19 protein-coding genes are annotated in these 21,665 nt (G+C 69.2%); 7 read left to right on the top strand and 12 right to left on the bottom strand.

Annotated elements, in window-relative coordinates:
- The 12 genes from LE197_RS09965 to glgA form a co-directional block, all read right to left on the bottom strand.
- On the bottom strand, positions 1-996 hold the full coding sequence (locus LE197_RS09965; protein WP_003144289.1) for a lysylphosphatidylglycerol synthase domain-containing protein: 996 nt from the start codon (positions 994-996) through the stop codon (positions 1-3).
- Positions 993-2,198 (bottom strand): cardiolipin synthase ClsB, encoded by a 1,206-nt coding sequence (clsB, locus tag LE197_RS09960; protein WP_003113648.1) that lies wholly within the window; start codon positions 2,196-2,198, stop codon positions 993-995. Before clsB ends, LE197_RS09965 begins: the two co-directional genes overlap by 4 nt.
- Positions 2,195-2,932 (bottom strand): endonuclease/exonuclease/phosphatase family protein, encoded by a 738-nt coding sequence (locus LE197_RS09955; RefSeq protein ID WP_003118105.1) that lies wholly within the window; start codon positions 2,930-2,932, stop codon positions 2,195-2,197. Before LE197_RS09955 ends, clsB begins: the two co-directional genes overlap by 4 nt.
- Positions 2,929-3,873: a DUF72 domain-containing protein gene (locus LE197_RS09950; protein ID WP_023087535.1), complete on the bottom strand. Its 945-nt coding sequence runs from the start codon at positions 3,871-3,873 to the stop codon at positions 2,929-2,931. The genes LE197_RS09955 and LE197_RS09950 overlap by 4 nt, the downstream gene beginning before the upstream one ends.
- A gap of 3 nt (positions 3,874-3,876) precedes the next feature.
- Entirely contained in the window at positions 3,877-5,124 is a 1,248-nt protein-coding gene (locus LE197_RS09945; RefSeq protein WP_003088939.1) for a zinc-dependent alcohol dehydrogenase, read from the bottom strand.
- Between the two features lie 66 nt (positions 5,125-5,190).
- On the bottom strand, positions 5,191-5,607 hold the full coding sequence (locus LE197_RS09940; RefSeq protein ID WP_003088942.1) for a CBS domain-containing protein: 417 nt from the start codon (positions 5,605-5,607) through the stop codon (positions 5,191-5,193).
- Between the two features lie 99 nt (positions 5,608-5,706).
- Positions 5,707-7,857, bottom strand: coding sequence for a glycogen debranching protein GlgX (gene glgX, locus LE197_RS09935; RefSeq protein WP_003113651.1), 2,151 nt, complete (start codon positions 7,855-7,857; stop codon positions 5,707-5,709).
- A 12-nt stretch (positions 7,858-7,869) separates the two neighbouring features.
- On the bottom strand, positions 7,870-8,175 hold the full coding sequence (locus LE197_RS09930) for a DUF2934 domain-containing protein (RefSeq protein WP_003113653.1): 306 nt from the start codon (positions 8,173-8,175) through the stop codon (positions 7,870-7,872).
- Positions 8,172-10,952: a malto-oligosyltrehalose synthase gene (locus tag LE197_RS09925; protein ID WP_003144285.1), complete on the bottom strand. Its 2,781-nt coding sequence runs from the start codon at positions 10,950-10,952 to the stop codon at positions 8,172-8,174. Before LE197_RS09925 ends, LE197_RS09930 begins: the two co-directional genes overlap by 4 nt.
- Positions 10,945-12,999: a 4-alpha-glucanotransferase gene (gene malQ / locus LE197_RS09920; RefSeq protein ID WP_003144284.1), complete on the bottom strand. Its 2,055-nt coding sequence runs from the start codon at positions 12,997-12,999 to the stop codon at positions 10,945-10,947. Before malQ ends, LE197_RS09925 begins: the two co-directional genes overlap by 8 nt.
- Positions 12,992-14,743 (bottom strand): malto-oligosyltrehalose trehalohydrolase, encoded by a 1,752-nt coding sequence (gene treZ, locus LE197_RS09915; RefSeq protein WP_003120182.1) that lies wholly within the window; start codon positions 14,741-14,743, stop codon positions 12,992-12,994. Before treZ ends, malQ begins: the two co-directional genes overlap by 8 nt.
- Positions 14,743-16,284, bottom strand: coding sequence for a glycogen synthase GlgA (gene glgA, locus LE197_RS09910; RefSeq protein ID WP_003115521.1), 1,542 nt, complete (start codon positions 16,282-16,284; stop codon positions 14,743-14,745). The genes treZ and glgA overlap by 1 nt, the downstream gene beginning before the upstream one ends.
- Positions 16,285-16,651: 367 nt before the next feature.
- Between glgA and LE197_RS09905 the strand changes: the two genes are divergently transcribed.
- From LE197_RS09905 to LE197_RS09875, 7 genes are all read left to right on the top strand, one after another.
- Positions 16,652-17,017 carry a DUF3509 domain-containing protein gene (locus LE197_RS09905; protein WP_003113659.1) on the top strand — a complete coding sequence of 122 codons (366 nt, stop codon included), beginning with the start codon at positions 16,652-16,654 and terminating at the stop codon, positions 17,015-17,017.
- Between the two features lie 328 nt (positions 17,018-17,345).
- Positions 17,346-18,443 (top strand): DUF3182 family protein, encoded by a 1,098-nt coding sequence (locus LE197_RS09900; protein WP_003088961.1) that lies wholly within the window; start codon positions 17,346-17,348, stop codon positions 18,441-18,443.
- The gene (locus LE197_RS09895; RefSeq protein WP_003113660.1) at positions 18,440-19,216 is read left to right on the top strand and encodes an alpha/beta hydrolase family protein; all 777 of its coding nucleotides are present in this window, start codon (positions 18,440-18,442) and stop codon (positions 19,214-19,216) included. The genes LE197_RS09900 and LE197_RS09895 overlap by 4 nt, the downstream gene beginning before the upstream one ends.
- A gap of 125 nt (positions 19,217-19,341) precedes the next feature.
- Positions 19,342-19,794 (top strand): PA2169 family four-helix-bundle protein, encoded by a 453-nt coding sequence (locus tag LE197_RS09890; RefSeq protein ID WP_003113661.1) that lies wholly within the window; start codon positions 19,342-19,344, stop codon positions 19,792-19,794.
- Between the two features lie 26 nt (positions 19,795-19,820).
- Positions 19,821-20,030 (top strand): PLD nuclease N-terminal domain-containing protein, encoded by a 210-nt coding sequence (locus LE197_RS09885; protein ID WP_003113662.1) that lies wholly within the window; start codon positions 19,821-19,823, stop codon positions 20,028-20,030.
- A gap of 74 nt (positions 20,031-20,104) precedes the next feature.
- Positions 20,105-20,575 carry a hemerythrin domain-containing protein gene (locus LE197_RS09880; protein ID WP_003113663.1) on the top strand — a complete coding sequence of 157 codons (471 nt, stop codon included), beginning with the start codon at positions 20,105-20,107 and terminating at the stop codon, positions 20,573-20,575.
- A 3-nt stretch (positions 20,576-20,578) separates the two neighbouring features.
- Positions 20,579-21,655, top strand: coding sequence for a hypothetical protein (locus tag LE197_RS09875; protein WP_003123476.1), 1,077 nt, complete (start codon positions 20,579-20,581; stop codon positions 21,653-21,655).
- The last annotated feature ends 10 nt before the right edge of the window (positions 21,656-21,665 follow it).

Genomic DNA, 21,665 nt, shown 5'->3' with positions numbered 1-21,665 from the left:
TCAGGCCTGGCCCTGGCGCAGGCGGCGCTGTTTGCGGCGCAGGCGGATCGCCCGGCGCTCCAACAGCAGGTAGACCACGCAGGCCAGCGCCAGGGGTAGGAGGAAATACAGCACCCGGTAGCCGATCAACGCGGCCAGCAGCACGCCCTGGGACAGGCGTCCCTGGAGCAGGGCGATGAACACCGCTTCGAGCACCCCGAGCCCGGCCGGGATATGGGTGATGACCCCGGCGATGCTGCTGATCAGGAGGATCGCCAGGACGCTCGGGTAATCCACGCTGTGCGGCAGCAGGCTGTACAGCAGCAGCGCCATCAGCGACCAGTTGCTCGCTCCGAGCAGGCCTTGCAGGGCCGCCAGCCGCCAGGACGGCAGGGTCAGCCGATGCTCGCGCCAGCCCCAGGCGCGGCGTCGGGCGAAACGGCAGGCCAGCAGGTAGCCGGCGGCCAGCGCCAGGAGCAGGGCGCCGATCAGGCGTAGGCCGTCGCTGCCGAGCTTCCAGCCTGGCGGCAAGGCCGGCAGGCCGCAGCTGAACAGGATGCCGGCGAGCAGCAGGTAGCCGAACCAATTGGTCACCAGGCTGAAGGTGAGGATCCGGGTGATGTCGGCGATACCCAGGCCGAGCCGGCTGTACAGGCGATAGCGCAGCGCCACGGCGCCGACCCAGGAACTCAGGTTGAGGTTGAACGCATTGCACACGAACGCCACGGTGAAGACCCGCCGCTTGGGCAGCGAGTGGCCGATGTAGTAGCGGCTGAGCAGGTCGAAACTGCTGAACACCGTATAGCCGGCGGCCGCCAGCAGCAGTCCGAGGAACAGGGTCGCGGGGCGATACTCGCCGAGGGCGTGGCGGACTTCCTGCCAGTCGAGATTCTTCACCAGCAGGAACAGCAGCACCGGGACCAGCACGAAGAACGCCAGGGTCAGCAGCCTGCGCAGCCAGCGCCAGTGAGAGCGGCGCGGCGGCGTCGAGGTGGCTTCGTGACCGCTGCCGTTCATGGGTTGCCCCGCTGGCCCTGGCGTTCCTGCCAGCGCCGCGACGGACGCGGCTCCAGCGATTTCAGGCGTGGCAGATGGGCGGGTACCCAACCGGCGATAGCCGGAAAGTGCCTGGAAAAGTGGAAGCCGAGGAAGATCAGCGGCGCTCGCCACCAGTAGCCGCGCCTCGCGTGGCGGCGGCTGATGCGCCGGCAGTGGCGGCGCGCCAGCTCGCGCAGGTGCTGGTAGAGCTGGCCGTTGAAGGCGACGTCGCGGATCACCAGGTTGGCCTCCAGGTTCAGCGACAGGCTGAGGGGATCGAGATTGCTCGAGCCGATGGTCGACCAGTCGTCGTCGATCACCGCGACCTTGCCGTGCAGCGGACGCTGGCAGTATTCGTGGATACGCACGCCCTCGCGCAGCAGGTAGTCGTAGAGCAGCCGGCTGCACAGGCGCACCAGCGGCATGTCCGGCATGCCCTGTAGTACCAGGTCGACGCGCACGCCGCGGCGCGCCGCATCGCGCAGCTCGCGAAGCAGGCGGTAGCCGGGGAAGAAATAGGCGTTGGCGATCAGCAGGCGTCGCCGCGCCTGGCGGATCGCCTGCAGGTACTCGCGCTCGATGTCGTCGCTGGACTGGTCGTTGTCGCGGATCACCAGGCGCACCCGCGCCGGCTGCCCGGCGCCCGACGGCCGCAACGGCGGGTAGTCGGCGTCCGGTTCGAGCAGCGCCAGGCAGGCCTGGCGGATATCGCGCACCACCGGGCCCTCGACGCGCACCGCGTAGTCCTGCTTGGCCATGTTGCCGCGACGTACCAGGTGGTCCTCGCCGTAATTGATGCCGCCGACGAAGGCCTGCCGGCGATCGATCACCACCAGCTTGCGGTGCAACCGGCGAAACAGGTTGGTGCGCATGCCGAGCAGGCGCGGGCGCGGGTCGAACAGGTGCACGCGAACCCCGGAGGCGGTCAGCCTGGCCAGGTAGTCCGGGCTGAGCGAGGCGGTGCCGTAGCCGTCCACCGTGACCTGCACCTCGACACCGCGCTCGGCGGCGGCGCTGAGGGCTTCCTGCAACTGCCGGCCGACCTCGTCCTCGAAGATGATGAAGGTTTCCAGGAGGATCTCCCGGCGCGCCTCGGCGATGCACTGGAACAGGCGCGGAAAGTACTCTTCGCCGTTGATCAGCAGTTCTACGCGGTTGCCGTCGCGCCAGGGGAAGTTCATGGCTCCACCTCCACCGCCAGCGGCAGGTGGTCGGACAGGTGCGACCAGGGCCGCCGCGAGAGGATGCGCGGCTGGCGCCCGCGGGCATTGCGCAGGTAAATGCGGTCCAGCGGCAGCACCGGCCAGCGCGCCGGGAAGCTGCGCGCCGGCCGGCCCTGGGCGCCGACGAAGACTTCGCGGAGGCCGCAACCGGCGAGCAGTTGGTCAGCGCGCTGGCGCCAGTCGTTGAAGTCGCCGGCGACCACCACCGGCTCGCGCTCCGGCAGGCCCGCCACCAGTTCGCAGAGCAGTTGCAACTGGCGCTGGCGCTGCGCCTCGCGCAATCCCAGGTGCACGCAGACCGCGTGCAGCGGACGGCCGATGTCGATCACCGCATGCAACAGGCCGCGTTCCTCGTTGCCCGCCACCGAGACGTCGAGGTTGCGGTGAGCGAGGATCGGATGCTTGGAGAGCACGGCATTGCCATGGTGGCCTTCGGGATACACCGCGTTGCGCCCGTAGGCGAACTGCGGCCACATGCTGTCGGCCAGATACTCGTATTGCGGCGCCGGCGGCCAGGACGGCAGGCGCGCGGCGTGCAGGCTATGGGAGCCGAGGACCTCCTGGAGGAACACCAGGTCGGCACCGACGCTGCGCACCGCTTCGCGCAACTCCGGCAGGATGAAGCGCCGATTGAACGGGTTGAAACCCTTGTGGGTGTTCACCGTCAGCACCTGCAGGCGCGGCAGGATCATGCGGCACTCTCCCGCAGGTCATCGGGCAACTGTCCGGGCACCGTGCGCAGGCCGCCGTCGAGTTCCAGCAGCTGCAGGAGGCGCCGGGCGTCGTAGGGTGCGCGCACCTTGACGTCGTTGTCGAAGTAGCAGTACAGGTCGCGCGCCGTCGCCGTCGCCGTCGCCGGGGCGTCCTGGCTGGCCCGGCGCAGGTCGTCGGTCTGGCCGCCGCCGGCCCAGGCGCGGATCCGTGCCTGCCACTGGCCCAGGGCCGCTTCCGAATAGCCGCTGCGGTAGAGCTCCTTGTCGCCATGCAGGCGCAGGTAGAGGAAGTCGGCGCAGACGTCGCCGAGCAGCGGCCACTTGCCGGCGGTATCGGCCACCACCAGGGCAACCCGGTATTCGCGCAGCAGCTCGATGAACGTCGGGTCGACGAAGCTCTCATGGCGGATTTCCACGGCATGCCGCAGGCGCTGCGCCGGATCGCCGTCGAGGTAGCCCTCGCGGTGCAGGCGCGCGGCGCTGTGCCGGGCGAGCTTCTGCGCGGCGGCGCCGTCGCGCGGCAGGCGGGCGAGGAAATCGGCGAACAGCTCGCGGTCGAAGCGCATGCTCGGCGGGAACTGCCAGAGGAACGGGCCGAGGCGCTGGCGCAGGGCGAGGGGGCCGGAGGCGAAGAAGTTCGCCAGCGGCTCGTCGATCTCGCGCAGGCGCCGCACGTGGGTGATGTAACGCGGGGCCTTGACGCTGAAAACGAAGTCCTCGGGGGTGTCCTCGGCCCAGCCGCGGAAGCGCTCGGGCGTCTGCAGGGCGTAGAAGGTGCCGTTGATCTCGATGCTGTTCACCGCCCGCGAGGCGAAGCGCAGTTCGTCCTTCTGGCGCAGCCCCTCGGGATAGAAGTCACCTCTCCAGGGGGCGTAGCGCCAGCCGGAAATGCCGATGCGCAGGCGTGCCGGTGCGCTCATGCATCACCCCCGGGCGCCGCTTTCCGGCGTCGGCCGGCGCGCCAGTTCGTCCACCGCGCGTTCGTCGAGGCGTTCCTCGCTGCCCTCGACCTGGCGCTTCTGCGGCACCAGTTCGACCTTGATCCAGCCGGTCTCGCGGCGGTCGAAGGCTTCGAAGGCCTCGATGGCGTCGCCGATCGGCTTCACCTGGGTGAGGATCTTCGCCGGGTCGATGCGTCCGCTGAGCACATGTTCGAGCAGCAGCGGAATGTACTTGCGGTGGTGGCAGTTGCCCATGCGGATGGTCAGGTTGCGGTTCATCGCCAGGCCGATGGGAAACTGCCGCGAGTCTTCGGCGTAGACGCCGATGATCGACAGGGTGCCGGCCTTGGCCAGGCCCTGCACCGCCCACTCCAGGGCCTGTGCGGGGGCGTTGCCGGGACTCCAGCTGGTGCCCTCCTGGCGCGGCGCCGGGGTGGCGGTGCCATGGCTGTGCTCGGCGTCCACGCCGACGGCGTCGATGGCGCGGTCCACGCCGATCCCGGCGGTCAGCCAGCGCAGGGCCTGGACCGGATCCTCGCGCTCGAAGTCGATCACTTCGGCGCCTTGCTGGCGGGCCATGTGCAGGCGGTCCGGGTGGCGGTCGATGGCGAACACCCGGGCGGCGCCGAGGAGCAACGCGCTGGCGATGGCGAACTGGCCCACCGGACCGCAGCCGAACACGGCGACGGTGTTGCCGGGGGCGATACCGGCCAGTTCGGCGCCGAAGTAACCGGTGGGGAAGATGTCCGACAGGAGTATCGCCTGGTCGTCGCTGATGCTGCTGGGCAGGCGGATCAGGCCGATGTTGGCATAGGGAATCCGCGCTTTCTCGGCTTGCAGCCCATGGAAGCCGCCGTTGGCCCGGGGGCCGCCGAAGAACGCGGTGCCGGCCTGGCTGCCGCCGGGGTTGGCGACGTCGCACTGGGCGTAGTAGCCGGCTCGGCAATACACGCAATTGCCGCAGGCGATGGTCGAGGGAATCACCACCCGGTCGCCGACCTGCAGGTTGCGCACTTCGTCGCCGAGCGCCTCGACGATGCCCACGCCCTCATGGCCGAGGATGGTTCCCGGACGCATGCCGCCGACGCTGCCACGGACGAAGTGCAGGTCGGTGCCGCAGATCGCCGAGGCGGTCAGCCGCACGATGGCGTCGGTGGGTTCCTGCAGGCGCGGCTCCGCCACGTCTTCCAGGCGGATGTCGCCGATGTCATGGAATACCACGGCTTTCATGGCGTTCTCCCGGTTGGGGCCCGGCCTCGGCCGGAACGGCAAAGGCGGGCCGGGTGGAAGAAAGGCTCAGTAGTGGGCCTGGGCGACGCCCTGCAGGACGGTGGCGCTGGAGGCCTGGTCGCGGCAGCTGGCGATGTTGCCCAGGGAAACCACGCCGACCAGCCGCTTCTCGCGGTTGAGCACCGGCAGGCGGCGCATCTGGATGTCGGCCATGTTGCGGGCCACGTGCTGGACGTCTTCGTCTTCGAAGCAATAGTGGATGTCGCCGCTCATGATGCGGCCCAGCGGGGTATCCCCGGACAGGCCGCCGGCCACCGCGCGGATGGCGATGTCGCGATCGGTGATCATCCCGACCAGGCGGTCGCCTTCGCCGACCAGCAGGGCGCCGCTGTCGATCCTCGCCATGGTGGCGGCCGCCTCGCGGATGCTCTGCTGCGGGTCGGCGACCTGGACGTTGCGGGTCATGATGTCGCTGATCTTCATGCTGTCCTCCTGTGTAGGGTGGATGTGCGGGCGCCGCGTGCGGCACCTACAGGTTCCGACTGGAGGTGCCGGGGGCGGTTCAGCTTTTTTCCCCGCCGTTCATCCTTCCGCTCCGGCGCCCGGCGGTTGTAGCTCGAACAGCAGGAAACTGCGGCCGCCGACCAGGAACTCGCTGGCGAACGGGTAGCGTTCGCCGAGCGGGTCCTCCGGCCGTTGGGTATCCAGCAGGCAGGTCCAGCCGCTGCCCTCGGCCACCTCGGGAAGACGGAAGGACACCGCGTCGTGGTAGGCATTGAGGATCAGCAGCAGGGTGGCATCCTCACCGCTGCGCAGGATCCCGGTGGGTTGCGCGCGGCCATCGAGGAGCACGCCGAGACAGCGGGCATGCTCGTCGTGCCAATGTTCCTCGGTCATCTCCTCGCCGCCGGGCGCCAGCCAGGTGACGTCCTTGACACCCAGCGCCTCGTTGTACTCGCCGACCAGGAAGCGCCCCCTGCGCAGGATCGGATAGCGTTGGCGCAGGGCCAGCAGGCGCTGGGTGAAGGCCAGCAGCGAACGGCCCTCGTCGTCCAGCCGCCAGTCGATCCAGCCCAGTTCGTTGTCCTGGCAATAGACATTGTTGTTGCCTTGCTGGGTGCGGCTGAACTCGTCGCCGGCGACCAGCATCGGGGTGCCCTGGGACAGCAGCAGGGTGGACAGCAGGTTGCGCATCTGGCGCAGGCGCAGGGCGCGGATCTCCGGGTCGTCGGTGGGGCCCTCGCAGCCGTGGTTCCAGGACAGGTTGTGGTCGCTGCCGTCGGCGTTGTTCTCGCCGTTGGCCTCGTTGTGCTTGTGATCGTAGGAAACCACGTCGCGCAGGGTGAAACCGTCGTGGGCGGTGACGAAGTTCACCGACGCGTAGGGCCGCCGTCCACGCTGGTCGTAGAGATCGCCGGAGGCGGTTAGGCGTCGCGCCAGTTCCGGCAGCATGCCGTCGTCGCCGCGCCAGTAGGCGCGCACGCAATCGCGGAAACGGTCGTTCCATTCCGCCCAGCCGGGCGGGAAGCCGCCTACCTGGTAGCCGCCGGGGCCGCAATCCCAGGGTTCGGCGATCAGCTTGCACTTGCTCAGCACCGGGTCCTGGCGGCAGGCGACGAGGAAGCCGTGGCGCTCGTCGAAACCGTCCGGATGGCGGCCGAGGATGGTCGCCAGGTCGAAGCGGAAGCCGTCCACGCGCATCTCCGTGGCCCAGTAGCGCAGCGAGTCGGTGACCATCTGCAACACGCAGGGGTGGCTGAGGTCGAGGGTGTTGCCGGTGCCGGAATCGTTGATGTAGTAGCGGCGCTGGTCGGGCATCAGGCGGTAGTACGAGGCGTTGTCGATGCCGCGCATGCACAGGGTCGGACCCAGCTCGTTGCCTTCCGCGGTGTGGTTGTAGACCACGTCGAGGATCAGCTCCAGTCCGGCGTCGTGGAGGTGCGCGACCATCTCCTTGAACTCGTTGACCTGGCCGCTGGCGAGGTAGGCCGGGTGCGGGGCGAAGAAGGCGATGCTGTTGTAGCCCCAGTAGTTGCTCATGCCGTTTTCCAGCAGGTGCTTGTCGTCGACGAAGCCGTGGATCGGCAGCAGCTCGACGCTGGTCACCCCGAGCCGGCGGATGTGCGCCAGCAGGTCGGCGTTCATCAGCCCGGCGAAGGTCCCGCGAACCGCCTCCGGGACCTGTGGATGGCGCATGCTGAGGCCGCGCAGGTGGGCTTCGTAGATCACCGTGCGGTCCCAGGGGACGCGTACCGGCGGGCGCTCGGCCCAGGTGAAGGCCGGATCGATGACCTTCGACTTGGGCACGAAGGGCGCGCTGTCGCGCTCGTCGAAGCTGAGGTCGGCGTCGGCCGAGCCGATGGTGTAGCCGAACAGCGCCTCGGACCAGCGCAGGCGGCCGACCAACTGCTTGGCGTAGGGATCGAGGAGCAATTTGTTGGGATTGAAGCGGTGGCCGGCATCCGGCTCGTAGGGACCGTGCACCCGGTAGCCGTAGATCTGCCCCGGGTGGGCGTCGGGCAGGTAGCCGTGCCAGATCTCGTCGGTGTACTCGGGCAATTCGATGCGCTCGATCTCCTTTTCCCCGCGCGCGTCGAACAGGCACAGCTCGACCTTGGTCGCGTGGGCCGAGAACAGCGCGAAATTGACGCCGAGGCCGTCCCAGGTGGCGCCAAGGGGGAAGGGGTGCCCTTCGCTGATCCGCGAAGGGGCGGGGCTACGCTTTCTGCTCATGCACTGGACTCCTCATTCGCCCGCTTCGGGCTTGCGGCGGCTGCGCGGCTTGGCCGCCGCCGGTTTTTCGCTGGCGGGCCGCGCCGGGGACGCGGCCCTCGGCTTGCGCGGCTTGGCGGCCGGCGCTTGCAGCAGGGCCGGGGTTTCCTTGGCGGCCTTGGCCCGACCGCGGGTCTTCTTCGGTGCCGCCGCGGCGGCTTCCGCTTCGGCCAGTTGCCGGGCCATGGCCCAGTGGCGTTCGGCCTGGCCGTCGGGGCAGCCCTCGGATTCCCAGATCTGGTAGGCGAACTCTCGTATGCGTTTTTCGTCGGCGCTCATGGGGTGTCCTCCTGGGCGAGGCGGTAAAGCAGGTTGACGGGAAAGTCGGCGAGCACTTCGGACAGGCTCAGGTGCCCGTCGCTGGGCAGCGGCATGGTGGAAAACAGGCCGCTGTAGGTGCATTCGGAGAGACTCGGCGGCAGCAGCAGGCAGGTGTCGCCCCAGGCCTCGGCCGGCACCTGCGGCTGCGTGGCGTGGCCGAGCAGGGCGCAGGCCAGGCGCGGGACCACCACCAGCAGGCAACCGTGACGACTGCGCCGGGCGAAGGCCAGGACCCGCTCGGCATGCTCGCCGCTGACCTCCAGGGGCAGGTAGTCGCCGTCGCGGAACAGGCCCGGCTGCATCCGCCGCAGCCCCAGCACGCGGGCGATCAGGGTCTGCTTGATGCGACCGTCGCGCCAGTGCTCCAGCAGTTCCGGGAAGGGCGTCGGCGCGGCCAGGGCGGCGGCGTGCCGGGCGAAGTCCACCGGCCTCCGGTTGTCCGGGTCGACCAGGCTGAAGTCCCAGTCCTCGCGCCCCTGGTAGAGATCGGGGATACCCGGGCAGGTCAGGCGCAGCAGGCATTGGGCGAGGCCATTCAGGGCCCCGGCCGGCATCAGTCGCGCCGCCGCGTTGCCCAGCGACTGGCGCAGGGCCTGGGCCAGCGGCGCGCGCAGGAGCTGTTCCAGATAGTCGGCGCAGGCGCGCTCGTAGTCTTCGTCGGGCGCGGTCCAGCGCGTGCGCAGCTTGGCTTCGCGCAAGGCCTTGCATTGCCATTCGCGCATCCGCGCGAGGAACGCTTGGTCCAGGGCGGCGCCGTCGCAAGGCGCGTCGAGCGGCCAACTGCCGAGCAGGGCCTGGAACAGGATCAGCTCGTCGCCGGGACTCGGCGCCGGCCCCTCGGCGAGGTCGCGGCGCAACGGCGTGGCCAGGCTTTGCCAGTGCTCGACGTTACGCGCGAACCAGGGCGCCAGTTCACTGAGCGCCGCAAGACGGGCGCGGGCGTCCTCGCCGCGCTTGTGGTCATGGCTGGCGGTGGCCAGCAGGGCGCGCGGGCTGGCCAGGCGCCTGGCTTCGCAGGCGGCATGGAATTCCTCGGCGGAAGCGGCGAAGCGCTGCGGGTCGAAGCCGACGTCGTTGCGCGAGAGCAGGGCCGCCGAGCGATAGCAGGCGGTATCCTCCACGGCCTTGGCTGCGGTCGGCGAACTCAACTGCTGGAAGCGCGCCAGCAACTCGCCGCGCAGGCGCCGCAGCGGACCGGGCGGCAGCTCGCGCAGCGGCTGCCCGCCGAGCCAGCGTTCGAGATGGTCGAGGACCGCCCGGTCGGCTTCGTCGAGATCCTCGCGGGCCGCCTCTGCGGCATAGCGGAACACCTCGCGATCCTGCACCGAGCGACCGCAGGCCCCGGCGTAGGTACGGTAGACCGGAAAGCGCGCGAGCAACTGGAACAGCGCGCGGCGGATACCGCCCAGGGTCAGGTCGCGGCTGGCCAGGTCGGCCCGCGCCACCCGCAAAAGACCCTGGGCGAGGTTCTCCAGGTCACCGGCGAGGCTTCCCGCCAGGACCAGTTGGCGAGCCTGGTAGACCTCGTCGAGAAACGCCTCCGGGCGTCCGCTGACCCGCTGCCAGAGTTCGCGCAACGGTCGTTCGCCGCGCGGATCGTGCTGCAACAGGCTGACCTGGTTCATGAAGTCGTAGCCGGTGGTGCCGTCGCACAGCCAATCCTCGGGCAGGCGCTCCTCGCCACCGAGGATCTTCTCAACGTACAGCAGCATCGGCGCGCCGCCGCGACGGGCGCGGATCCGCTCGCTGCGGCGGCGCAGGCGTCGGCAATAGCCGCGCGGATCGGCCAGGCCGTCGACGTGATCGATGCGCAGGCCATCGAGCAGACCGTCCTCGAGCAACTGGAAGACCTTGCCGTGCACGGCCTCGAACACCTCGCCGCGCTCGACCCGCAGGCCGACCAGTTCGCTGATGTCGAAGAAACGGCGCCAGTTGATGTCGTCCGCCGCGGTGCGCCAACTGGCCAGGCGGTAGTGCTGCGCCTCGAGCAGGCGGTGCAGGCGTTGGCGAGCCTCCTCGTGGCGTTCCTGGAGTTCGCCCAGCGTGCGCTGGAGGGCTGCGCGCGGAGCGCTCTCGGCGAGCGCAGCCGCCAGTTGACGCTGCATCTCGCGCAAGGCCTCGCGGTCCTGCCGGCACTCGCGGAAACCGCCGGCCAGGGCTGACAGGCGCGGCTCGCCGCTGTCTTCCAGCAGCTCCGGGTAACTGCCCGGCCAGAGGGGGAAGCGCTGCTCGCCGTGGCTCGCCAGCAGGCGGCCGGCCTCGCGGTCCAGGCTCAGGCCGATCTCCCCGGCAGCCAGGACCTCGCCGTAGTCGCTGCGCAGGAACGGCAGCAGCACCTGGCCGCGCAACGCGGCGTCGTGGGATTCCCACTGAATGTCGAAGAAACTCGCGTAGGGACTCTCGCGCCCCCATTCGAGCACGTCCTGCCACCAGGGATTGGCGCCGCCGCCGATGCCCATGTGGTTCGGCACTATGTCCATGAGCAGGCCCATGCCGCGTTGCCGCAGCCCCTGGATCAGGCGCAGCAGCGCCGGCTCGCCGCCCAGTTCCGGATTGATCCGGGTCGGGTCGACCACGTCGTAGCCGTGGCTGGAGCCGGGCCGCGCGCGGAACAGCGGCGAGGCGTAGAGATGGCTGATGCCCAGGTCGGCGAAATAGTCCAGCCAGGGCAGGGCATCGTCGAGGGTGAAGCCGGCGTGGAATTGCAGGCGCAGGGTAGCGCGGGGCTCAATCATGGGCGGCCTCCTCGGCATCCCGGCGGCTGCGTTCGAGCAGGCGCAGGCGCCGGTCGACCTGCGGCGTTCCGAGCATCTGCGCGGCGTTTTCCGGCCAGCGCCGCCGCCAGTTCGGGTGGGCGTCGCCGGGGCCGGGCAGGTTCGGCTGCTCCAGGCTGCCCAGGGCGTCCTCCAGGGGCAGTAGCACCAACGGCGCGGGGGTTGCCCCGACATAGCCGATGCAGGCGTCCAGCGGTACTTCGGCGGCGGGGTCGGGATCGACCGGCGGTTCAAGGCTGGCGGCCAGGGCCCGGCGCTCCTCGGCGCGCAGTTCCAGGTCGGCCGCGCATTCCTCGGCGCTGCGGTGTCCGGCGCGGCCGCGCCAGTGGATGTCCCGGCCCCGCCACCAGCCGGACAGGCTCGGCAGGTCGTGGGTGCTGGTGGTGGCCATGGCGTCCGCCGGCCATTGCGCCGGGGGCACGAAGCGTTCGCCGCGCCGCTCGAAGAGCAGCACGCGGGTACCCAGCACTTGGCGGCGTGCCAGTTCCTCGCGCAGGCCTTCGGGCACGGTGCCGAGGTCCTCGCCGATGACCAGCGCCGAGGCGCGACTGGCCTCCAGCGCCAGCAGGCGCAGCAGCTCGCGTTGCGGGTAGCGCAGGTAGGCGCCGGCGTGGGGCGGCTGGCCGCGCGGGATTAGCCAGAGACGTTGCAGGCCCATCACATGGTCGATGCGTAGCCCTCCGGGCCAGGCCAGGTTGGCCCGCAGCATCTCGCGGAATGCCCGGTAGCCGTGGCGGCGCAGGCCTTCGGGATTGAACGCGGAAACGTCCCAGTCCTGTCCGGACTGGTTGAGGATGTCCGGCGGCGCGCCGACATTCACTTCGGCGAGCAGCTCTTCCTGCCGCGACCAGGCCTGGCTGCCGCCGCCATCGGCGCCCACCGCCAGGTCGGCGACCAGGCCGATGGCCATCCCGGCCTCGCGCGCCTGGCGCTGGGCATGTTGCAGGCAGCGTTGGGTCAGCCACTGGCCGAAGGCGCGGAAGTCCACTTCCTCGGCGTGATCGGCGCAGAACGCGGCCACCGCCGGCTCGCCGGGGCGGCGCAGCGGCTCCGGCCAGCGTCTCCAGTCGGGGCCGGCGCCCAGGTGCGCCTGCAGGGTCTCGAAGCGGCAGTGGTGCAGCAGGGCCTCGCCGGCTTCGCGGCGGAATTCGGCGAGGTCGTGGCGCAAGGGACTGGCGCGCTCGGTGAAGTCGCGGTGGAGTTGGCGCAGCAGGCGCATGCGCAGGTCCGCCGCCGCTGTCCAGTCGATCAGCTCCAGGCTCTCCAGGCGGGCCATCTCCGCGGCCAGGCCGGCGCGACGGATCGCCTGTTCCACCGCCGCCGCGCCGAGAATGGTCGCCGGCGCGGCGTGCAGGACATTGAAGAACAGCCGGCTGGACGGCGAGTAGGGGCTGTAGGCATGTCCGTTGGCCTCGGCCAGGGCGTGCAGCGGGCTGATCGCCAGCGCGTCGGCGCCATGCCGCGCGGCGCTGCGCAGCAGGTCCTCGAGGGCGGCGCTGTCGCCCAGGCCGCCGTCGCCGGGGCGGCGCAGGGCATAGACCTGGGCGGCCAGACCCCAGCGACGCGAGCGACCCGGGGCGAGGCTGGCCAGGGACGGGCAGCTCGGCGGTGCCATCGCCACCGCCCATTCCCGTTGCTCCAGCGACAGCTGCGCATAGCCGCTGCGGGCCTGCGCCGGCAGGCGGCCTTCGGCGTCCAGGCGCAGGGCGATCCGCGTGCCGTCCTCGTAGACCAGTTCGCCCGGGGTGCCGGCGGGGCCGAGCGCTTGCTCCAGCGGCTGGCCGCATTCGCCGACCAGCAGTCCGAGGTTGGCGCTGTCCTCGCGCAGCCGGGCCAGCGCGGCCAGGCTCTGTTCGATCTGTTGCGGACTCTGCGCCGGATAGCCGAGTGCTTCCAGCAGGCCGCGCTGGACCTCCGGGTCGACCCGCTGCGGCCGTCCGTTGGCGTCCTGCCAGTCGAGTTGCAGGCCCACGGCGGCGGCCAGTTCGGCCAGGCGTGCGTCACTCATGGGCGGGCTCCAGGCTGACCGCGATGCTGCGGGGACTTAGGCGGCCGCGGCGATACTCGGCACAGGCGAGGTTGTCGAGGAACAGCACCCAGGTGGCGGCCGCCGGCGGCTCGACTTCCGCTTCGAGCGGAGAAGGGTTGAAGTCGATTCGCCAGTCACTGCCGTCACCGAGTCGCCAGCGCGCCGACAGCGCGGCGCCGGCGATGGTGGTAACGCCCAGCGAACGGGCGCCGCGCAGGCGCGGGATCAGGTGTTCATGACGGATTTCCAGCAGTTGCCGGTAGAAGCCGCGCCAGGCCGGGTCGCAATCGGCCAGGCCGGGACGCGAGCGCTCGAAGGTCTCCACCGCGTTTGGGTCGGGGAGCGAAGCCAGGGTGGCGCCCTCGCCGAAGCGGCCGAACTCGCCGAACTCCTTGCGTCGTCCCTCGCGGACCGCGTCCGCCAGTTCGCCCTGGTGATCGGTGAAATACAGGAACGGTTCGCGCGCGGCGCATTCCTCGCCCATGAACAGCAGCGGAATCATCGGCGCGAGCAGTTGCAGCGCTATCGCCAGGCGCAACGCCTGGGGTTCGGCGAGGACGCTGAGACGCTCGCCGAAGGCGCGGTTGCCGACCTGGTCGTGGTTTTGCAGAAACAGCACGAAGGCGTCCGGCGCCAGGTCGGCACTCGGTTCGCCGCGCGGCCGGCCGTGGCGGTTGGCTTCGCCCTGGTAGACGAAGCCTTCGGCCAGGCAGCGCGCCAGGCAGCGTAGCGGCTCGGGGTAGTCCTGGTAGTAGCCGTCGTTCTCGCCGGTGAGCAGGACGTGCAGCGCATGGTGGCCATCGTCGTTCCACTGTGCGTCGTAGCCCTGGCGCAGCAGGCTGGCGCGGTTGTCGTCGTTCTCCAGGACCAGGTGCACATGGCGCTCGGGGCCGGCGGCGCCGCGCAGGCGGCGGGCCATCTCGACGAGGAACGCGCTATCGGGAATCGCGTGCACGGCATCGAAGCGCAGGCCGTCGACGCGATAGTCGAGCAGCCACATCAGGGCGTTCTCATAGAAGAACTCGCGGACTTCGCCGCGACGGAAATCGATGGCCTGGCCCCAGGGCGTCTGCCGGTCGTCGCGGAAGAACGCGGCGGCGTACTGCGCGAGGTAGTTGCCGTCCGGGCCGAAGTGGTTGTAGATCACGTCGACGAAGACCATCAGGCCCATGCCGTGAGCGCTGTCGATCAGATGCTTGAGTTGCTCGGGCGTGCCGTAGGCCGACGCCGGGGCGAACGGCAGCACGCCGTCGTAGCCCCAGTTGCGGCGACCGGGAAACTCGCCCAGTGGCATCAGCTCCACGGCGGTCACGCCCAGTTCCACCAGGCGCGGAAGGAAGTGCTCGACCTCGGCGTAGGAGCCGAACAGGCCGACGTGCAGCTCGTAGATCACCGCTTCGTGCCAGGGCCGCCCGCGCCACTCGTCGACGCGCCAGGCGTAGGCGCCATGGTCCAGCACCTGGCTGTGTCCATGCACGCCGTCGGGCTGGAACTGCGAGGCCGGGTCCGGCACCCCGGGGCGACCATCGATGCGGTAACGGTAGCGGGTGCCGGGCGGACAGGGCAGGGTCGCCTCGAACCAGCCGCTGTCGCTGCCTTCCAGCGGCCAGTCGCGGCCGTCGGCGGTCTCGACCCGGACCTCACGGGCGTCCGGAGCCCAGAGGCCGAAGCAGGTCCGGCCGTTGCCTTGGAACTGGGCGCCGAAGCGGCGCCGGATCGCCATCACTGGCGTACCCCGCGCAGGGCCGGAGCGGTATTCCTCAACAGGCGCCGGTACAGGCGGTTGTAAGGCTCCACCGAGTCGCTCCAGAACATCGGCGCGGCCATCGCCTTGCAGCGCATGGCGTTGAGCAGCGAGGGACAGTGGTAGACGTTGATCGCGCGCATCACCGCATCGAGGTAGCTCTGCGCGGTTTCCTCACGGAACAGGAAGCCGGTGACGCCGTCGACGATGGTATCGGCGAGGCCGCCGGTGCAGCGCGCGATCGGCAGCGAGCCGAAGCATTGCGCATAGAGCTGACTGAGCCCGCAGGGCTCATAACGCGAGGGCATGAGCAGGAAGTCGCTGCCGGCGTAGATACGGCGGGCCTCGGTCTCGTCGAAACCGATGTGCACGCCGACCTGGCCGGGATGACGCCGGGCGAGTTCGAGCATGGCCTTCTCCAGGTTCGGCTCGCCACGGCCGATGCTGACCAGACGGCCGCCGGCCTGGAGCAGGGCATCGCTGATCTCCAGGGTCAGGTCGATGCCTTTCTGCTGCACCAGGCGCGAGACCACCGCGAACAGCGGCCCCTTGCCCGGCTCCAGGCCGAAACGCTCCTCCACGTAGCGCGTGTTGGCGCGCTTGCCGGCCCATTGGCGGGCGCTGAAGCAGGCCACCAGGTGCGGATCGCAGTGCGGCTGCCAGCTATCGTCGATACCGTTGACGATGCCGCTGAGCTGACGCTTCTCGACCTTGTACTTGAGGATGCCGTGCAGGCCGCAGCCGTATTCCGGGGTAGTGATTTCCTGGGCGTAGGTCTCGCTCACCGTGGTGATGTGGTGGGCATGGGCGATGCCGGCCTTGAGGAACGACAGGCGCCCGTGGAACTCCATGCTTTCGTGGCTCAGCGCTTCGTCGGGGAGGCCCAGTTCGGCGCTGCATTGCAGGTCGCAGAGGCCCTGGTAGGCGAGGTTGTGGATGGTAAACAGGCTCGGCGTGCGCACGCCGTTCCAGGCCATGTAGGCCGGCGTCAGCGCCGACGGCCAGTCGTTGGCGTGCACCAGGCCCGGTTGCCAGCCCTGGGCGCCGCGTCCACCGGCGATCTCGGCGGCGGCCAGGCACAGGCGGGCGAAGCGCAGGTGGTTGTCCGGCCAGTCGTTGCCCTGGTCGTCCATGTACGGCGTACCCTCGCGCTCGTAGAGCAGCGGGCAGAGCACCAGCATGACTTCCAGGCCGTCGTCGAGGGTCACCAGGCCGATCTCGCAGGGCGGGATCGCCGCCCGGCCGGGCAGGCTGCCGATGATCCGCAAGTCGCGGCAGCGCTCCAGCACCTGGCGATAGCCGGGCAGCAGGACTCGCACCGAATGCTCGCGCTTGAGGACCCTCGGCAGCGCGGCGGAAAAGTCGCCGAGTCCGCCGACCTTGACGAAATCGCTGAGCTCGGCGGTAACGAAGAGTATCCGATCCCTCTGTTGCGGCGGGTCCTGCGGGTGCAGCAGCGACGGAAAAGCGGTCAGTACCGCGGGTTCTTCCAGGCAAACGCCTGCAACAGAATGTCCCATGTCATCCTCCGGTCGTACGTTGTCCTTGGCGTTGGTCGATCGGACTCCGTCGCGCCGTGGCATGGGCGAAGTCCTTGCTAGGGGTGACCGGAGGGGAGCGCCGGAAGTTTAGTTTTTTTTACCGGTGGCTCGGCTTGCGAGAAGCCGCGCCAGGGGGTTGCCGGCGAGACGACGGGCGCAACGGGTTGCCGAATGCAAGGCTCGGCAGGGGCTTTCTTGCAAATTGCAAATATCAATTCGCCGCTTTGTTTTTCAACCTATTGATTTATAAGAAATTAATTTTCAAGAAGAATTGGTACGCCTTCTGCTCGAAAGGGATGCGCCTGATTACCGGCGTCAAAGAATCTGATGAGACAGGAGGCCAGCAATGCTAGACACCGATGAAAACGTGGTTGAGTACCTGGAAGAGCATTTCAAGGATGTGCGCGTCAGTTGCGAACCTCGCCCTGACGGCGCGTTGCTGGTGACCTTGCGTAATAACCAGGGCAAGCGCCTGATGAGCCGGGCGATCTCCGGCCAGGAGCAGAGCAGCCCGCTGTTGCTGAACCAGGTGCTGGAACGCATCCGCCGGGACCTGATCATCGACCAGGGGCCGTTGCAGACGCGCGACAGCGACTATTTCCGCAAGCGCATCGACCTGCTCACGTTCCGCGACAGCGACAACCAGCATCTCACTCATCGCAAGGTCCTGGTCGCCGGCGGCAAGCTGCGTACCATGAGCCTGGCTCGCTGAGCAGGCTGTTTCAGCTCCGGGTCGGTCAGTCGCCGACCCGGCCTTCCGACGCATGGTCCGAACCAAATCCGTCTTCGCCCCCTCCATCTAGAAGTCATCCCTACGATGGAGGCGGACATGCGTTTTCCCACTTCTGCATCATCGGGCGCGACAGCGACCACTCCACGCAACCCCTCGAGGGATCCGGACGAATATCCGGTTCCTGACCACGAAAGCCACGTCCCCCAGGAATTCCCGGAAGAGATTCCGATGGAACAGCCCAACGAAGAGCCCCTCTCGCCCATACCGGAGCCCTGAATGCCCGGTTTCCATCCAGGAGGAGCGGAACATGAGCGCAGACCCTCGGCAGAGACTGGTGGTGGCCCATAGTGTCGATCCCGCGGCCGCCGAACACGAAGTGCAGGGCAACCTGGCCCTGGCGCGCTGGCTGGCGGAAGTCCAGAAGCTGGAGTTCGGCGGCCGCTACGAACCCGAATTGCACCAGCGAGGCCCCCTCTACCTGGTCCCGACCCGCACCCTGGTCGGCAGGGAGACCGCCGTGCGCCTGGGCGTGAACAGTGACGAAGATCTGCTCGGCGGTTTCGTCGAGCACGCGTTCATCGCCGGCAAGGCCATCGTCCATCCGCTGCCGCGCGGCGGCGTGGCGCCGGAAGGCTGGAACCCGCTGTTCGCGGAGAAGGTCCGCGACGTCGTGCTCAACGGCGTCAGCGTCTTCAGCCTGGCCGACGCACACCGCGCCGGCGCTCGCATGCTCGCCGAAGGACCGGTGCGGGCCAAGCTGGCGGAGGCCTGTGGCGGCCTCGGCCAGTACGTGGCGCACGACCTCGACGAACTGGACGCTTGGCTCGGCGGGCTGGAGGAGCGTCAGTTGGCGCAGGGCCTGGTACTGGAAGCCAACCTGGAGAGCATCGTCACCCACAGCGTCGGCCAGCTCCGGGTCAACGGTTTCCTGCTGAGCTACCACGGTCACCAGCACCAGACCCGCAACGCGCGCGGCGAACTGGTCTATGCCGGCTCCGACCTGCTGGTGGCGCGCGGTGGCTACGCCGAGCTGCTGGCCCTGGACCTGGCCCGTGAGGTGCGCCAGGCCATCGAGTACGCGCGGATCTTCGACACCGCCGCGGCGATCTTCTTCCCCGGCTGCTTCGCCTCGCGGCGCAACTACGACATTGCCCAGGGCCGGGACGGCAACGGTCGGGAGCGCTTCGGCGTGCTCGAGCAGTCCTGGCGGGTCGGCGGCGCGAGCAGCGCCGAGATCGCCGCGCTGGAAGCCTTCCGCGCCGATCCGGGGCTGCCCGCGGTGCGCGCCGCGTCGTTCGAGATCCACGAAGACAAGCGCCTGCCGGACAACAGCCGGGTGATCTACCGCGGTCCCGACGAACACGGCGACTTCCTGCTCAAGTATGCGATGACGGGGGAGGCATGACGGCGAACAGCGAACGCATCCGCATCGGGGTCGGCGACGACCGGATCGAAGGCACCTTCCTCAGCCCCCGGGCGAAGGTTCCCGGCGTGCTCTTCGTGCACGGCTGGGGCGGCAGCCAGCAGCGCGACCTGAAGCGCGCCCAGGGCATCGCCGGGCTCGGCTGCGTGTGCCTGACCTTCGACCTGCGCGGCCACGGCGCGGAAAGCGGGCGCCAGGCGCTGGTGACGCGCGAGGACAACCTGCAGGACCTGCTCGCCGCCTACGACCGGCTGGTGGCCCACCCGGCCATCGACAGCGAGGCGATCGCGGTGGTCGGCACCAGCTATGGCGGCTACCTGGCGGCGATCCTCAGCCAGTTGCGCGCGGTGCGCTGGCTGGCCTTGCGGGTGCCGGCGATCTACCGCGACGAGGATTGGCTGACGCCCAAGCTGCTGCTCGACCGCGAGGATCTCAGCGAATACCGCAGCAGCCTGATCCCGGCCGCCAGCAACCGAGCCCTGCAGGCCTGCGCGGGATTCCGCGGCGATGTGCTGCTGGTGGAGTCGGAGTTCGACAGCTATGTGCCGCACTCGACCATCATGAGTTTCCGCGCCGCCTTCCAGCAGACCCATTCGCTGACCCACCGGATCATCGACCACGCCGACCATGCGCTCAGCAGCGAGGCGGCGCAGGACGCCTATACCTCGATCCTGGTGGACTGGATCACCGAGATGGTGGTCGGCGAACGTCTCAGCATCACCCCGGCCTACGCCACCATCCATCCGGCTTTCTGAACGCTCCGCGACGGCGAGCCTCCCACCTTCCGTGGGTGCTGGTTGCTGCCCACGTTCCGTGCCGGCAGGCGCCGGCGCCGACAGACGCGAGAAATCCCGGACAGCTCCGGGCCAAGGAGAGCGAAATGAACCAGACCAACCTCGACGACACCCTCGACGTACTCAACGACCTGCTGCAAACCAGCAAGGATGGCGAGGCCGGTTTCCACGCCTGCGCCGAGGACCTGCGCGACCCGCAGTTGAAGGCGGCGATGCTGGAGCAGAGCCGCGACTGCGCCGCGGCCGCCGACGAGCTGGAGCGGATCGTCCTGGAACTGGGTGGCAAACCCAAGGACAGCACCAGTTTCGCCGGTGACCTGCATCGGCGCTGGGTCGACCTGAAGTCACTGGTCACCGGCAAGGACGAAGAGGCGGTGCTCAACGAATGCGAGCGCGGCGAGGATGTCGCCAAGCACCGCTACCAGGCGGCGCTGGAAAAATCGCTGCCGGCGGAGATCCACCAGGTGATCGAGCGCCAATACCAGGGCGTACTCCGTCACCACGACCGGGTCCGAGCCCTGCGCGACGCCCGCGCCTGAGCCGACCCCGCGAGGAGGAGCGCGCCATGAGCCAGTCCCTGGCTTTCCTGCTCATCGGCCTGGCCACGCTGGTGGGTTTCTACGACCTGTGGGCCTTCGTCAGCGTGTTCCGCAGCGATCGCAGCGTGAATTCGAAAGCCCTGTGGTCGTTGCTGATCGCGGTGCTGCCGGTGCTCGGCGTGCTGATCTGGGCGGTCGCCGGCCCGCGTGCGGCGACCGCCCGTCCTCGCGACTGAACTCGGCGGAGGAACGCGCGCTCAGCCAGAGAGAGTGCCGGAGCACTCGGATAACAAACCGATGAGGAGCGACCATGAACGCCATCGAATTGCTGGTCCATGACCACGAGACCGTGAAGAAACTGCTCAACGAACTCAGCGAGACCACCGAACGGGCGCTGAAGAAGCGCAGCGAGCTGCTGGGCAGGCTGGAGCTGGAACTGGTGCTGCACACCGCCATCGAGGAAGACATCTTCTATCCGGCGATCAGGGAAAGCGGCGGCAAGGAAGAGCTGAAAATGTACTACGAGGCCAAGGAGGAACACCGCACGGTGGATTCCCTGGTCCTTCCCGACCTCAAGCGCACCCGCCCGGATACCGTGCAGTTCGCCGGCCGGGTCAAGGTGCTCAAGGAACTCCTCGAACACCACATCGAGGAGGAAGAGGGCGAACTATTCCCGCGCGCCCGGCAATTGCTCGACGCCGCCGCCCTCAAGCAACTCGGCCAGGCCATGCAGCAGCACAAGAAAGAGCTGAAAGCGCGCCTGGAAAAACGGGCGGCCTGAGGCATGCGCGAAGAAGACCGCGCCTTGCTCGAGGAACTCCTGCTGGCACGTGGCCCCGGTGGCCAGGAAGACGAGGTCAGGGCCATCTGCCAGCGGGAACTCGAGGGCTGTTGCGACGAGGTCGGCAGCGATGCCGCCGGCAACCTGGTCGCGCGCATCAGCCCGCCGCACCTGCCGCGCGAGCAGGCGCGGCGGGCCGCGGTGCGGCTGCTCGCGCACCTCGACGAGATCGCCATGATCGTCAAGCGCGTCGAGGCCGACGGTACCCTGCGCGTAGTGGCGCTCGGCGGCGCCCAGCCGGTGAGCTTCGGCGTCTGTCCGGTACAGATCCTGGCCGGCGAGGCGGTACTCGACGGCGTGCTGTCCTACGGCAGCATGCATGCTACCGGCGAGTCGCCGCAGGGCTCCGACGTGCTCTCGGGCGCGGTGCACTGGCGCGACGTACACGTGGTCACCCGGCGCAGCGCCGAGGAGCTGGCGAACCTGGGCGTGCGACCGGGTACCCGCGTGGTGCTCAACCGTCTGTGGCGGCGCCCGTTGTACTTCCAGGATTGCGTCGCCGCGCACTTCCTCGACGACCGCGCACCGCTGCTCGCCGTGCTCGGCGTGGCTCGCGAGATCGCCCGGCGCCGCGATGAGTTGCACGGCGACCTCTACCTGGTGCTCACCACCATGGAGGAGGAGAGTAACGCCGGCGCGCTGTTCACCGCGCGCCGACTGCCGGGCGACATCAGCATCGCGGTGGAAGTCGGCCCAACGGTAGCCGAATACGGCACCCGGCTGTGCCGCGACCCGATCGTCAACAGCGGCGACTCCAAGGGTTATTACAGCCGCCATGTCACCGACCGCCTGTTGCGCGCCGCCGAACGCTGCCAGTACCAGCCGCAGGCGGCGCTGCTGGTGGACTTCGCCTCGGACGCCAGCGCGCTGCTGAGCCACGGCGAGGCCGCGCAGGTCGGCTGCATCGGCATTCCGACCGAGAACACCCACGGTTTCGAGATCGTCCTGGAAGAGGGCATCGAGGCTTGCCGGCGGACGCTGGTCGAGTTCCTCGTGCAACCGCCGGACGACGAAGCCTGACCGATAACCG

Origin of the sequence: Pseudomonas sp. PS1(2021), assembly GCF_020405165.1 — a bacterium.
In the GTDB taxonomy this organism is placed as follows: Bacteria; Pseudomonadota; Gammaproteobacteria; order Pseudomonadales; family Pseudomonadaceae; genus Pseudomonas; species Pseudomonas aeruginosa.
Note: the sequence above shows the minus strand (reverse complement) of the source record. Positions and strands in the feature narration are given on the sequence as shown.

Excerpts from the sequence above, each read along its gene's own strand:
- LE197_RS09875 (WP_003123476.1), top strand. The coding sequence starts at position 20,579 with ATGCGCGAAGAAGACCGCGCCTTGCTCGAGGAACTCCTGCTGGCACGT.
- LE197_RS09945 (WP_003088939.1), bottom strand. The coding sequence starts at position 5,124 with ATGAAAGCCGTGGTATTCCATGACATCGGCGACATCCGCCTGGAAGAC.
- LE197_RS09905 (WP_003113659.1), top strand. The coding sequence starts at position 16,652 with ATGCTAGACACCGATGAAAACGTGGTTGAGTACCTGGAAGAGCATTTC.
- LE197_RS09955 (WP_003118105.1), bottom strand. The coding sequence starts at position 2,932 with ATGATCCTGCCGCGCCTGCAGGTGCTGACGGTGAACACCCACAAGGGT.
- LE197_RS09880 (WP_003113663.1), top strand. The coding sequence starts at position 20,105 with ATGAACGCCATCGAATTGCTGGTCCATGACCACGAGACCGTGAAGAAA.
- LE197_RS09900 (WP_003088961.1), top strand. The coding sequence starts at position 17,346 with ATGAGCGCAGACCCTCGGCAGAGACTGGTGGTGGCCCATAGTGTCGAT.
- glgA (WP_003115521.1), bottom strand. The coding sequence starts at position 16,284 with ATGGGACATTCTGTTGCAGGCGTTTGCCTGGAAGAACCCGCGGTACTG.
- LE197_RS09925 (WP_003144285.1), bottom strand. The coding sequence starts at position 10,952 with ATGATTGAGCCCCGCGCTACCCTGCGCCTGCAATTCCACGCCGGCTTC.
- clsB (WP_003113648.1), bottom strand. The coding sequence starts at position 2,198 with ATGAACTTCCCCTGGCGCGACGGCAACCGCGTAGAACTGCTGATCAAC.
- LE197_RS09965 (WP_003144289.1), bottom strand. The coding sequence starts at position 996 with ATGAACGGCAGCGGTCACGAAGCCACCTCGACGCCGCCGCGCCGCTCT.
- glgX (WP_003113651.1), bottom strand. The coding sequence starts at position 7,857 with ATGAGCAGAAAGCGTAGCCCCGCCCCTTCGCGGATCAGCGAAGGGCAC.
- malQ (WP_003144284.1), bottom strand. The coding sequence starts at position 12,999 with ATGAGTGACGCACGCCTGGCCGAACTGGCCGCCGCCGTGGGCCTGCAA.
- LE197_RS09895 (WP_003113660.1), top strand. The coding sequence starts at position 18,440 with ATGACGGCGAACAGCGAACGCATCCGCATCGGGGTCGGCGACGACCGG.
- LE197_RS09890 (WP_003113661.1), top strand. The coding sequence starts at position 19,342 with ATGAACCAGACCAACCTCGACGACACCCTCGACGTACTCAACGACCTG.
- LE197_RS09950 (WP_023087535.1), bottom strand. The coding sequence starts at position 3,873 with ATGAGCGCACCGGCACGCCTGCGCATCGGCATTTCCGGCTGGCGCTAC.
- LE197_RS09940 (WP_003088942.1), bottom strand. The coding sequence starts at position 5,607 with ATGAAGATCAGCGACATCATGACCCGCAACGTCCAGGTCGCCGACCCG.
- LE197_RS09930 (WP_003113653.1), bottom strand. The coding sequence starts at position 8,175 with ATGAGCGCCGACGAAAAACGCATACGAGAGTTCGCCTACCAGATCTGG.
- treZ (WP_003120182.1), bottom strand. The coding sequence starts at position 14,743 with ATGGCGATCCGGCGCCGCTTCGGCGCCCAGTTCCAAGGCAACGGCCGG.
- LE197_RS09885 (WP_003113662.1), top strand. The coding sequence starts at position 19,821 with ATGAGCCAGTCCCTGGCTTTCCTGCTCATCGGCCTGGCCACGCTGGTG.